Source organism: Candidatus Sodalis sp. SoCistrobi (genome assembly GCF_900143145.1).
Taxonomy (GTDB): Bacteria; Pseudomonadota; Gammaproteobacteria; order Enterobacterales; family Enterobacteriaceae; genus SoCistrobi.
In genome coordinates, this window is sequence record NZ_FRDB01000070.1 from 1 (window position 1) to 12,912 (window position 12,912).

A 12,912-nucleotide genomic window follows, 5' to 3' on the forward strand; every position below is an offset into this window, starting at 1 on the left:
CATAGGTATCTACACATTTATCGTGATACCTGTTATTACTTTGCAGAATGATTTCAACCTATCTGTTGGCGGGATTGACTCTCGCCTTACCCGCCGATATCAGACGCTGGTTAAACAGCATATGACGCCCGCGGCTCTTCTTGCTTCTGCGGTTAAAGACCTCGCAAGTGCTCAAAAATCAACTTTCGCAACTACCCAAGCTGTCTGGCGTTTTCTGAATAATAAGCGAATTAGCTTCAGTCAACTCAATGAGCCAATTATTTCGCTAGCACTTGAGCAAATTTCGCTTAGCCCGCATCCATACGCTCTCGTTGTTCATGATTGGTCACGTTTACAATTTCTTTACCATCATGCCAAATACGGACGCTTAAAAATGACGCACGGTGGCGATGTTGGATATGAACTTCAAAGCAGCTTGCTGGTTGATGCTGGCACGGGTTTGCCAATAGCGCCTCTATCTCAGACACTTACCGATGCAACCGGTTGTCATTCAACGTTGGCGGAAGGACTGTCCGAACGGCAGACACATATGGACGCCTTGACGACCGATATTGCCCGTGTGGAATCGCTTAATATAGGTAAAAAGCTGATTCATATAATTGATAGAGAGGGTGACTCTATTGGACATATGCGGACGTTGAGTACTCAAGGAATATGCTGGCTTATCCGAGGAAAAGAAGGACATGGTGCAGAGTGGCAAGGTAATTCATTGAAAATTGGTGAGATTGCTGCTCTTCTGCCATACAACGGATGCGGACAGGTAGACTGGAAAGGGAAAAAAGCTGATATGGAAATCAGTGAAACCTCGATAGTCATAACCCGAGCTGCGCAGCAGAAGCGTAAAGATAAAGAAACCGGCCGCCGCATAAAAATCCAACCTGGAGAGCCTCTGACGGTCAGATTGGTTGTTGTTCGGCTTACGGATGATCTCGGTAATGTGGTGGGACGCTGGACGCTGCTTACAAACGTTTGCAGCGAGATCACCTGCGAGGAAGTAGCTCGTTGGTATTACTGGCGCTGGAATATTGAATCATTTTTTAAGTTGCTGAAAGGTGCCGGACATGACGTAGAAACATGGCTTCAGCGCAGCGCGCCAGCCGTACTACGCAGGTTGTTAATAGCCAGTATGGCTGCTGTTCTGGTATGGCGGCTGCAACGCGCTGAAGGAGAAGAAAATGCGGCAGCCCGCCAGCTGATATGTCGCTTGTCAGGACGACAGCAAAAGCGAGGCCGCAGAGAGAGCGCTCCTGCTCTGCTCGCTGGCCTATCCATCTTGTTGAATACACTAAAATTATTATCGGAATATAGTCTGGAAGAACTTACTCATTTAGCGAGAGTTGCTCTTAAGCCTCCTCCCTGATGTGTAGATACCTATGCCGTCAGGGCAAGACCAATTAACGCCATCAGTGCCCCTAGCGGCCATACGAAATAGACGGCGCCCGGCCGTTTGCCCGTTATCTTTGTCATAGCCTGTTCCTGCTTATCAATGCCGATGCCCGCAGCAGGTGCAGGGCCAACGACAGGGAATAAGATCGTCAACGCCATAGTGCCGTTAACGGTGCGTTCGGTTCAGGTGTCGCAAAGATAAACAGTCATGGGCGCCGGGGAAGACGCCCCCGGGCATATCCCGTCGACCTTGGCCAATAACGGGATACAGCCGGCGCGTATTATTGGAATGTATAGGCGAGCGAAACCCCGCCGCCCCAGTTTCTGCCCGCCGCCGGTTCAAAATAGCGGCCGTTGCTTTCATTGACGATGACCGACCCCGCATAGCGGCGGTCAAACAGGTTATCCACCCGGCCGTACACGTCCATCAGCCAATTGCCCAGCACATAACGGTAACCGGTATCCAGCGCGGCGACGGTATAGGCTGGCGCCTGCTGGCTATTTTCATCATCGACGTCAATATCGCTCATATAGCGCACTTCCACGCCGGCATACCAGCCTTCGGGAGGGGACCAGGCCAGCGAGGCGTAACCCATATTGCGGGCGATGCCGGGCAGGCGATTACCGGCGGCGATGGCATCGCCCTCGCTGCAGTCGCTGCTGCCGCAGGCGCGGGTGCGGTAGGTCGCATCCAGCAACGTCCACGCCAGACGCAGTTGGATATCGTCGGCGAACTGCTGATCCAGCGAGAGTTCCAGACCGCGACGGCGGGTTTTGCCGGCATTGGTATAGCTGGTGCGGCCGTTGCTGCTGTCCGCCACCACGATTTCATTCTCAGTATCGGTCTGGAATACCGCGACGGTCGCCAGCCCGCTGCCGATGCGCGCTTTACTGCCGAGCTCGATGGTATTGCTGGTGGAGGGTTTCAGCGCGTAATTCAGGCCCGGCTGGTTGTCGGGGCGATAGGAAAGTTCATTGATGGTGGGAGTTTCAAACCCCCGGCCGGCGGACAGATACGCATTCCAGCCGTCGGTGACGGCGTAACTTAATGATCCCACCGGCAACCAGCGGTGATAGCGGGCGTCACCGCTGTCATCGCCGTTATCGGCGGTGATGTAGCGATCGTCGGAGTCGAACTGGACGTGGCTGAAACGCACCCCGGCGTTTAGCGTTAACCGCGAAGTCAGCGACCAGGCGCTTTGCACATAAGGATCGAGACTCCACATCAGGTTACGTTCGTTGCGGCGCAGATTGCCCTGGGTACCGAGCTCGGTGACGCCATTGTTCACGGTATAATTTTCATAGCCTTTGCGCTGTTCGGTCATCGTTTCATAATCCAGACCGCCGGTTAGCGTGAGCGGCACGTCACCGAGCGCGCCGCGGTGCGTCCAGCGGGTATCGATGCCCTGATAATGACGGGTCAAATCAATAACGCCGCCGGCCTGCAACGGGTTGGCCTGGGTGGCAACCGGGATTGCCTGATATTGGGTGGTGTCGCGCTCGCCGGCATACATCATCACGCTCAGGTCGTCATCGTCGCCCATCTGACGCTGATAATGCAGGCCGGCCTGCGTCTGCGTCTGGGTCAGGGTTTTGCGGCTATTGAACTGTTCGGCGCGGGTGGCCTGACGGGGATTGTCATGCCACTGATCCTCGGTCAAACCGCCGGGATCGTTGGCGGTAATATCCACGGTGTTAAATAACAGGGTGAGGGTGCTGACATCGTCAATGCGTACCCCGAGCTTGGCGTTGCCCAGGTTCTTGCGCGCATCGCTATGATCGCGATAACCGTGGGTGGTAAAGCGGGTGGCGGAGACCGCATAGTTGACATCGCCGGCCTGGGAGCCATCGCCGACGGCGCCAGTGGCCTTCACGCCGTAGCGCCAACTGCCGTAGCTGCCGGTATACAGGCCCGCTTCTACCGTGTCCGGCTGGCTGCCGGTGACGGTTTCTACGTTAACGACGCCGCCGGAGGCATTACCGTACAGCGCGGAAAACGGGCCGCGCAGCACCTCTACCTTGTCGACGCTGCTAAGGTCAATATTTGACGTCTGGCCCTGGCCATCCGGCATGGTGGCCGGAATACCGTCGACGTAGATACGCACGCCGCGCACGCCATACATCGAGCGGGCGCCGAACCCGCGTACCGACAGCTGCAGGTCCTGGGCATAATTTTGCCGGTTCTGAATTTGCAAGCCGGGTACGCTACCCATACTTTCCGATAAATTGACTTGCGGCTTGGCCTGGCGGAAATCCTCGCCGGTAAGCACGCTGAGGGCGGCGGGGGTGGTCAGCTCGGCTAACCCGCTGCGCGGGGCGGTAACGATCAACGTCTGCGTTGGAGCGTCGGGGGTCTGCTCCGGCAGCGTCGGCTCGGCGGCGCTACGGCCCGGCAATGATAAGGAAAAGCAGATCAAAGTAGAAGAGAACCAGAAACGGGGTGAGGCGTTGATTACGTGGTTTGTCATTATGATGTGGCCGGCAGGCCCGGTACCTGTTAAATCCATTTTAACGAATAGTAATACGCCCACCACATTATTGAAAAGTACAAATGACATTAACCATCGCCATCAGGCGGCCGGTAACCACCGCTTAGGGACAGCAAGCTCCGTTTTCCCGCCGTTTTAGAGGGTCTGATGTTGTCCGACAATGCGCCCGCCGTCGTTATTGTAGGCGTCGCGCTGCGCCGACCCGCCGGCCACTCACGCGGCGACTACCCACGCGGCGGTCTTTATGAGCGCGAGCGGCGCAGCGAGCCCGGCCAGGCGCTTATTCTTTACCGCCCGCCTCGCCATAGTGTTTCAGCTTCGACATCTGGCCGATGCCGGGATTAAAACAATTGCACGGATCCAGCTGTTGGTAGAAGCGCCGCAGCGGCGGCGCCGCGGGGTAGAGATGACCGACGTTGTGCTCGGCGGGATACTGTGCGCCGCGTGCATCCAGCCGTTGCCACAGGTTGTGCTCCAGCGCCAGGCAATCCTGGCCTTTTTTGATGATATAATCCTGATGGAAAACATGGCACAGGAAATGACCATAATAGAGTTTATGCACCATCTGCTGGTCCAGCGCCGGCGGTAAATGCTCAAACCAGTCTTCATCATTGCGCCGCAAAGCGATGTCCAACGCGACAATATCTTCCACTTGGCGGGAGTGGACGGCGCGGTAGCGGACCGCCGCGCCGGCGGCGGCAAAGCGATGAAGAAACGCTTTTTTGCCTTCCTGCTCGGTGCAGGCGAAAAACCCGCCCTCGTGCCCGGCAAAATACTCGTCGAGGAACGCCTGCGCCTCTGCCACCCCCTCCGCGCTGACTTTGAGCATCAAATGATGTTCATAACGCTCCCGATACGCCTGCATGCGCGCCGGCAGGGGATAAGGCAGCAGGCGGCTTAGGCACTGCAACAGCCGATCGCCGCAGTGCGGCGGTAAAAAAGTCAGCCGTTCCGTCAGTAAATCGAAGCGGTTTTTCAGCGCAAACAACGCCGGCAGGCGCGCCGTACCCAACCAGTGGATCAGCAAAAAGGTGTCTTTACCGTAGCGGGCGGCAATATCATACGCGTCGCGGTGCAAATACTCGCCGGAGAGAGGCAGATGGGTAAACCGGCTTAAGATATGGCGCCGGATAGCGGTCAGTACCGAGGTCTGGTTGGTGCCGATATAAAACACCCGCGCGCCGCGGGCCATGGGAAAGGTATCCAGCCGTACGGCGAACACCATCACTTTGCCGGCGGACCCCGACGCCTCAAACAGCCTGCCGGGATCGGCATTGAACCGGGCGGGGGTAGGCTCATCTATCTGGCGGACATGGTCGGCATAACCTTTGTCGGAGCCGTCGCCGGTATCATAGCGAATGTCCTGCTCGCCATAATCGTCCTGATCCAGGCGGGCCAGCAGCGTTTCTTCATCCCCCGCCAGGGCGACGCCCAAATGATTTATCAGCGCCAGCTTGCCCTCGGCGTCGACGCGGGCGAACACCGATAATTGCGTGTAGGCTGGCCCGCGCTGCACCAGGGCGCCGCCGGAATTATTGCACACGCCGCCGAACACCGAGGCGCCGATACAGCTGGAGCCTATCACCGAATGCGGCTCGCGGCCCAGCGGGGCAAGCTGGCGCTCCAACTGGTCGAGCGTCGCGCCAGGCAGGCAAATCACCTGCTTGCCGTCGTTGATAAGCCTGATTTTGTTCATGCGGGTGGTGCTGAGGATGACAATATCACGATCGTACGCATCGCCATCCGGGGTAGAACCGCCGGTCAGGCCGGTATTGGCGGCCTGGGCGATAACCACTGCGCCGGCATCGATGCAGGCTTGCAGTACGCGCCATTGTTCCACCAAGGAGCCGGGCCTGACCACCGCCAAGGCGTTACCGCTGCCGAAACGAAAGCCGGTACGGTAGCGTCGCGTTTCCCCCTCGCCGGTGAGAACGTGGCCGGCGCCGACCAGCGCAATCAACCGGCGGATAAGGCCGGCGCGCGCGGTTGCCGTCAGGGGGGTGTCCGATGGGGTTTGTTTGGCTAACACTGACATCGTTCGCTCCTGGATTGTGCGGTGCGGGCCGGTCAGGCCGCGGTCAGCCGCGATGACGCTCCATGTTACGCCCGTCGGCGCCGTTTTGCCGCGTGTGCGTCTTGCGCCGCTGCCATTGCCAGCCGGCGGCCAGGACGACAAACCACAGCGGGGTCACCAACAGCGCATCTCGGGTATCGTTTTGCAACGCCAGCAGCGCCAGCACAAACACAAAAAACCCCAGACAGATCCAGCTCATCCCTCTACCGAGCGGCATTTTGAATGGGGAATGCCGGTGACGCTGCGGATATTTGCGCCGATAAACGAGATAAGAACACAGAATAATCGACCACACAAACATAAACAAAATGGCGGCGACGGTGGTGACCAAAGTAAACACGGTCATGACGTTGGGAATAAGGTAGATTAACGCCACGCCCGCCAACAGACACAGGCACGAAAACAGCAGGCCGTTCAATGGCACCGCGCGTCGTGAAAGTTGGGCAAATCGCCGGTGGGCCACACCTTGCTCCGCCAGGCCGAACAACATCCGGCTGGTGGAAAAAATGCCGCTATTGGCGGACGACGCCGCCGAGGTCAGCACCACGAAATTGACGATGCCGGCCGCCGCCGGCAATCCGGTCAGGGTGAACATGGCGACAAACGGGCTGCGGTCCGCCGACACCGCGTTCCACGGCGTCACGACCATAATCGCCAGCACATAGAACATAATCACCCGCAGCGGAATGGCGTTGATGGCCCGGGGCAGCACCTGCTCGGGATCCGCGGTTTCGGCGGCCGCGGTACCGACCAATTCGATACCGACAAAGGCGAAGATGGCAATTTGGAAGCCGGCGAAAAAACCGCTCAGGCCATGGGGAAACAACCCGCCGTGCCGCCAGATATTGTCAAGCCCCGCGTGATCGGTGGCGGAACTGGGATAATGCATTGCCGCAAGCGTCGCGCCAGCGATAATGAGCGCCACGATGGCGACAATTTTGATAATAGCGAACCAGAATTCCATTTCGCCAAACATTTTCACCGTAGCGATGTTCAAGGTGACAAACACCACCACACAAAGCAGGGCGCTCATCCAGATGGAAAAGCCGGGAAACCAGAATTGAAAATAAGCGCTGATGGCGACCACATCGGCAATACCGGTCACGACCCAGCAAAACCAATAGGTCCAACCGGTAAAATACCCGGCCCAGGGCCCAAGCAAGTCGGCGGCAAAATCGCTGAAGGATTTGTAGCTCAGGTTGGAAAGCAGCAGCTCTCCCATCGCACGCATGACGAAAAACAGCATAAAGCCGATGATCATATAGACAAAAACGATTGACGGCCCCGCCAGACTGAGCGTTTTTCCCGACCCCATAAACAGGCCGGTACCAATGGCACCGCCGATTGCCATGAGCTGAATATGTCGGTTGGTGAGCGTGCGCCGCAGCTTTTCGGGCGTTTGGGCGGGGAGGGGTGCCTGGTTTGTTTCAACAGCCATCGTGACCTGTTCCTGTCGGTGATGTGGTGTCGGCGTTCAAGCCGAATGTCTGTAAACGTGCGGCCAGCGAGCGCGCGCGCAGACCGCGCCGACGTCTGGCGGGACGGGGGCCATACCGCCCGGGCATTCACCGGGCACGCCCCATGCCGCGTCTGGGGTGCGTCGACCTTGAGCACGCCGCGCCAGGGGTTAACCGAGCATGATGCGTACCGCAAGCTCGCCACGGGACGAACCGCATTAGCGGCCATAAGATAGTGTATTAATACTCGAGAGGGTTAATGTTTTTTTTATTATGGCAAAAGCCAGTATGCACTGGATAATGATGACCAGGCTTTCTAATTGTCCCGCTGCGCCCTATGGGCTCCTCCCTCTCCCTGCTGTTGCGGCGGTGCCGTGGACGGTGGCGGTCAAAACCAGAATAGTGTTGCTGCGGCCTATGTGAGGGTGGCGTCAGTTAAAGCCAAAATAGGTTTACCGCAGCTCATGGGAGAGTGGCGGCGATCAAAACCAAAGCAATAAGAGTGCGGCTCAAATGACTGCGGCGGCGGTCAAAACAGTTTAAGCTTGCCGCGGCGTGAATGACGCCTGCGGTAATGGCGGTGACGGAGGATGGCGCCTGCCGTGGCCAAGAGCCTTGCGGCGATGACAGCGGCCACCGCCTGCGGCGACCGGTTCTGGCCTAGCCGGGCAGCGCGTGGGGGCTGGTGGCCGGCGCCAGACCTTCTTTGGCCAGCGAATCACGGGAGATATCGCCGATAGTTCTGGCACCGGTCAGCGTCATCGCCACCCGCATCTCTTTTTCAATCAGCGCCAGCAGATGCGTCACGCCGGCTTGACCCGCCGTCGCCAGGGCGTAAATATAGGCGCGGCCCAGCAGTAGCGTATCGGCGCCGAGAGCCAACATCCGCACCACATCAAGCCCGTTGCGCACGCCGCCATCGGCCAGAATGGCGATATCGCCCTTCACCGCATCGGCGATGGCGGGCAGCGCCCGGACGGTAGAGAGCACACCGTCAAGCTGCCGGCCGCCGTGGTTGGATACCACGATACCGTCCGCGCCGAAACGAACCGCGTCCCGCGCATCTTCCGCATCGAGGATCCCCTTGATAACCATAGGACCTTGCCAGAAATCGCGGATCCACTCGAGATCGCGCCAGGAAATCGACGAGTCGAAATTATTGCCGAGCCAGCCGATATAATCTTCAAGCCCGGTGGGCGTGCCCAAATAGGCGGAAATATTGCCCAAATCGTGCGGCCTGCCGCGCACGCCGACATCCCAGGCCCAGCCGGGGTGGGTCATCGCTTGCCAATAGCGGCGCAGGGCGGCATTCGGCCCGCTCATGCCGGAATGGGCATCCCGGTAGCGGGCGCCGGGCACCGGCATATCGACGGTAAACACCAGCGTCGAACAGCCGGCCGCCTTGGCGCGTTCCAGCACGTTGCGCATGAACCCGCGATCCTTTAGGACATACAGCTGGAACCACATGGGACGGTTTATCGCCGAGGAGACCTCCTCAATCGTGCCGACCGACACGGTCGAGAGCGTGAAGGGAATGCCTTTGTCATCGGCGGCGCGCGCCGCCTGCACCTCACCGCGACGGGCATACATACCACACAGGCCCACCGGCGCCAGCGCTACCGGCAGCGCCAGCGCCAGCGTTTGCTTGAACAACTGCGTTTCGAGACTGAGTTCGGCCATATTGCGAAGTACCCGCTGGCGCAGCGCAATGCTTGCCAGATCGTCCACATTGCGCCGCAAGGTGTATTCCGCGTAGGCGCCGCCGTCCAGATAATGGAACAAAAAAGGCGGCAGTTTACGTTCGGCCGCGCTGCGATAGTCGTTCGCTGCTGAAATGATCATAGCTCTCTCAATATGTCTCGGTGAAGGAGGGGGGAAAACGGCCAAGACGGGCCAGGCGCGCGTCTTCTTCCTGTAAAGACCTGAGCGTCTGATGCACGCTGTCCAAATGGGCCACCGCCGCCTGGCGCGCTGCGGGAGCATCGCCGGCGAGAATAGCGTCCAACAACGTCTGGTGCTGCTCCGTCAGACGGGCGAAATGGGCGGGGCGGGTATACATCCGCTGGCGGCTTTGCTGCACCGAGGTTTGCAGCAAGGTAAAAAGGCCGCGCATCGTTTGCAGCAGCACCAGGTTATGCGACGCTTCGGCGATGGTCAGATGAAAGCGGACATCGGCCTGCGCCGCCTGCTCGGGATCATCCTGGTCGCGCACGCGCCGTGTGGCGTCGAAACAGGCCTGCAGCCGGGCTTTGTCTTCCTCTGTCGCGCGTAACGCGGCGTGCCAGGCGGTACCGGCTTCGATGGTCTGTCGCGCCTCCAACACGTCATAACGATAATCAGCATCCTCCGCCATTAAAGGCTGTAGCGGCAGGACGATCCGGTGCTGCGTCCAAAGCTGGCCGTTATCCAACACAAAGGTACCGCCGCCGCGACGGCTTACCAGCAGCCCCTGGCTAATCAGTTTTTGGATAGCTTCCCGCAGCGAGGAGCGGCTGACGCCCAGCTCGGACGCCAGTTGACGCTCGGCGGGTAAGCGCGCCCCCGCCGCAAACGGCCGCTGGGCTATTAATCGCTCAAGCTGGCGCGCAATGCGGTCCGCCAGACGTGGGGGGGGTGTCAGTAGTCATGATTATTCCGCTCCATCACTTTCCTTTATGGCACCGGACACTGGCGGCCGAATACCCTGAGCCCATGGCGACGCCAACGGCGACACCGATGACCGCCCGACGCTGTCTCCTGCTCACCTTGCCGACGCCGTAGCGCCACGATAAGCGCGATGGCCGCGCGGCGGTTGCCGCGCCTTGCTCCAGACCCATCGCGCCGTTGGACCACCGCGACGGCGGTCACGGCATTTACCGCAACGCCGCGCCGTGAGAGGGCGACAAACCCGTTTACCGCAGGGCTCGGTAAGAGCAGCAGTGCCTGGCACCGAAAGCGAAGCCCGCAGGGGGAGCGCAGTTGGTCGGACCAAATTGGATAATTTCCATATCGGCCACATAAAGGTAATCTTTATTTAACAAAGGGCAACGCGCCAAGCGACCCAAAGCGTTTGTTCACGATGTCTGTCACACTTTTTTGCTGTTTGGTCGGACCAAAAATGCACTCAACAGCGTGGCGCAGGGTGCGTTCGGCGGCTTTTACCGGCGGATGACTTTGTTAAGCTGTTTTTGTCCTTTGACAGCGCATAGCAACTGCCGGAGCTTAATATCACCTCACTTTTCAGGGAATCACTATGTTTCACTTTACCTTTGGCCGCCGCAAAGCGCTGCTAGCGCTGCTATTCATGCTGGGAATCGGAACGCTGGCCGCTGCGCGGGCGGAAACCACGCTACGTATCGGCTATCAAAAATCCTCCACCTTGATGTCCTTATTGAAACTGCAAGGCACGCTGGAACAACGCCTGGCGCAACAGGGCGTGAAAATCAGCTGGTATGAATTTTCAAGCGGTCTGCCGTTACTGGAGGCGCTCAATATCGGCCATGTGGATATCTCCGCCGATGTGGCCGACACCGTTCCGGTATTCGCCCAGGCGGCGGGGGCGGACCTGACCTATTTCGCCCGCGAGGAGCCTTCCCCGGACGCACAGGCCATTCTGGTCCCCCAGGACTCGCCGCTGAAGACGCTGGCGGACTTGAAAGGAAAACGCATCGCGGTGACCAAGGCGGCCGGCAGCCATTATCTTCTTATCGCCGCGCTGGAAAAGGCGCATTTGACCTTTAACGATATAACACCGGCCTATCTCACCCCGGCGGATGGTCTGGCGGCGTTTCAGACCGGTAAAGTGGATGCCTGGGTGACCTGGGAACCCTTTGTCTCCAGCGCCGAACGCCGGCAAAATGCCCGCGTGCTGGCCGGTGGTCAGGGACTGGCCAGCTACCAGCGTTATTACCTGTCCTCCAGCGCCTTTGCCAAACAGCATCCCGAGGTGCTGGCGTTGATTTACCGCCAACTGACGCAGGCCGGCACCTGGGTAACCGCCCATCCCGCAGAGGCGGCGCAGCTGCTGGGCCCGCTGTGGGGCAATCTTGACCCAGCCACGGTAGAGCAGGCCAACGCGCATCGCAGCTACCGCGTGGTGCCGGTGACCCGCGAAAGCCTCCTGGAGCAGCAGCGCATCGCCGATGTCTTCACGCAGGCGGGGTTGCTGCCCAAGCGCATTGATGCGCAGGCGCCGACTTCTCAGCGTCGCCGCCTTGCTTCGCGCTGCGGCAAGCAGGCTAAAGCGTCAGGCAAACCGCCGTGGGCGCCAACGCGCTCGCGCCGTGGCATGCCAGATGGATCGCGCCCCGCCATCGGCGGTGCTGGTGGATGAAGGGGTTGCCGACGCAGACTGGACAATGGCGCGCAAAAGGCTAAACTGAATACTGGGTATTTGTACAGGGTTCAGCTATGACATTGGATCTTTTTGAAGACGCGGCGCCGCCGCCCTGGCGGGAAACCATCGCGCCGGGGGCGGTGGTGCTGCACGGTTTCGTGCGTGAACACGGGAGCGCACTGCTGGCGGCGGTGCAGTCTGTGGTGGCCGAGGTGCCGTGGCGACATATGACGACGCCGGGGGGCTACACCATGTCGGTAGCGATGAGCTGGTGCGGCCACGGCTGGAACAGCGACGACCACGGCTATCGCTATACACAGCGTAACCCGCGCGACAGCCACCCCTGGCCGCCGATCCCGGCCATCCTGATGGCGCTGGCGGATGAGGCTGCACAGCAGGCGGGTTTTGCCCGCTTTGTGCCCGATGCCTGCTTAATGAACCGCTACGATGTCGGCAGTAAACTGTCTCTGCATCAGGATAAAGATGAACATGACTTTGGCGCACCCATCGTGTCGGTATCCCTGGGCCTGCCCGCGGTGTTTCAGTTCGGCGGTCTACAGCGCGGCGAGCCCGCGCAGCGTATCCCGCTGGCCCATGGCGACGTGGTGGTATGGGGCGGCCCTGCGCGGCTTCGCTTCCACGGTATTCTGCCGATTAAAGCAGGCTATCATTCCCTCGTAGGGCCGCATCGTATTAATATCACGCTACGAAAAGCGCTCTAGGCGCCGATTGGCGTATCTAGGCGCCGGGCAGGCGCTACAAAAAAGGTCAATGATGCAGGCTATTTCCCAAATCGAGGCGAAACCCGGTCTTTTTTTTGTGCCATTCCCCGCTCTACGCACCTGCCCGGACGCCACGCGGGCGGAAGCGGGGATGTATCCGATTGCGGCGGCCGGGCAGGCCGTGGCGCAACTGAATAACCCCGAGTTTATTAGAGAGTAATTTTGGCAATACTACGCCGCTTCCTCTGATGCTAATTGCAAAGCGTAATAGTTCATTTCGGCTTCAGTAGGAGGGATGTAACCCAGCCGCCCGAGCAGCCTTCTGTTGTTGTACCAGTCCACCCAGTCCACCCAGTCCAGCGTGGCCAACTCCACTTCCGTCCGGTTTTTCCAGCTCCCGCGGTGGATAACCTCCGTTTTGTACAACCCGTTGATACTCTCTGCCATCGCATTATCGTAGGAGTCGCCG

At 59.2% G+C, this 12,912-nt stretch carries 11 protein-coding genes; 4 read left to right on the forward strand and 7 right to left on the reverse strand.

The features are described from left to right. Positions 1–1,360, forward strand: a 1,360-nt coding sequence (locus CINSTRO3249_RS06700) for a flagellar biosynthesis protein FlhF (RefSeq protein WP_254304262.1), incomplete at its 5' end; no start/stop codon positions are given. A gap of 11 nt (positions 1,361–1,371) precedes the next feature. On the opposite strand, the gene CINSTRO3249_RS17160 is transcribed toward CINSTRO3249_RS06700, so the two are convergent. From CINSTRO3249_RS17160 to lldR, 6 genes are all read right to left on the reverse strand, one after another. Then, the gene (locus CINSTRO3249_RS17160) at positions 1,372–1,545 is read right to left on the reverse strand and encodes a hypothetical protein (protein ID WP_174249744.1); all 174 of its coding nucleotides are present in this window, start codon (positions 1,543–1,545) and stop codon (positions 1,372–1,374) included. 122 nt (positions 1,546–1,667) lie between these two features. After that, positions 1,668–3,854, reverse strand: a complete 2,187-nt coding sequence (gene pqqU / locus CINSTRO3249_RS06705) for a TonB-dependent receptor PqqU (protein WP_084790139.1) — start codon at positions 3,852–3,854, stop codon at positions 1,668–1,670. 301 nt (positions 3,855–4,155) lie between these two features. Then, a complete protein-coding gene (gene dld, locus CINSTRO3249_RS06710; protein ID WP_084790137.1) occupies positions 4,156–5,910 on the reverse strand; it encodes a D-lactate dehydrogenase in 1,755 nt (584 codons plus the stop codon). Positions 5,911–5,953: 43 nt separating this feature from the next. After that, a complete protein-coding gene (cycA, locus tag CINSTRO3249_RS06715) occupies positions 5,954–7,387 on the reverse strand; it encodes a D-serine/D-alanine/glycine transporter (RefSeq protein WP_074012694.1) in 1,434 nt (477 codons plus the stop codon). Between the two features lie 679 nt (positions 7,388–8,066). Then, positions 8,067–9,248: an FMN-dependent L-lactate dehydrogenase LldD gene (gene lldD / locus CINSTRO3249_RS06720; RefSeq protein ID WP_074012695.1), complete on the reverse strand. Its 1,182-nt coding sequence runs from the start codon at positions 9,246–9,248 to the stop codon at positions 8,067–8,069. A 7-nt stretch (positions 9,249–9,255) separates the two neighbouring features. Beyond that, the gene (lldR, locus tag CINSTRO3249_RS06725) at positions 9,256–10,026 is read right to left on the reverse strand and encodes a transcriptional regulator LldR (protein ID WP_074012696.1); all 771 of its coding nucleotides are present in this window, start codon (positions 10,024–10,026) and stop codon (positions 9,256–9,258) included. A gap of 612 nt (positions 10,027–10,638) precedes the next feature. Between lldR and CINSTRO3249_RS06730 the strand changes: the two genes are divergently transcribed. The 3 genes from CINSTRO3249_RS06730 to CINSTRO3249_RS17870 all read left to right on the forward strand — a co-directional run bounded on the left by CINSTRO3249_RS06730 (position 10,639) and on the right by CINSTRO3249_RS17870 (position 12,663). After that, the gene (locus CINSTRO3249_RS06730; protein WP_084790138.1) at positions 10,639–11,718 is read left to right on the forward strand and encodes an aliphatic sulfonate ABC transporter substrate-binding protein; all 1,080 of its coding nucleotides are present in this window, start codon (positions 10,639–10,641) and stop codon (positions 11,716–11,718) included. 77 nt (positions 11,719–11,795) lie between these two features. Next, complete coding sequence (gene alkB, locus CINSTRO3249_RS06735; RefSeq protein ID WP_074012697.1) at positions 11,796–12,443, forward strand: DNA oxidative demethylase AlkB; 648 nt, start codon at positions 11,796–11,798, stop codon at positions 12,441–12,443. Positions 12,444–12,540: 97 nt separating this feature from the next. Further along, positions 12,541–12,663 carry a hypothetical protein gene (locus CINSTRO3249_RS17870; RefSeq protein ID WP_256381644.1) on the forward strand — a complete coding sequence of 41 codons (123 nt, stop codon included), beginning with the start codon at positions 12,541–12,543 and terminating at the stop codon, positions 12,661–12,663. Positions 12,664–12,674: 11 nt separating this feature from the next. Here CINSTRO3249_RS17870 and CINSTRO3249_RS06740 read toward each other — a convergent pair. Beyond that, a partial coding sequence (locus CINSTRO3249_RS06740) for an integrase core domain-containing protein (RefSeq protein WP_143146883.1) occupies positions 12,675–12,912 on the reverse strand: 238 nt, incomplete at its 5' end.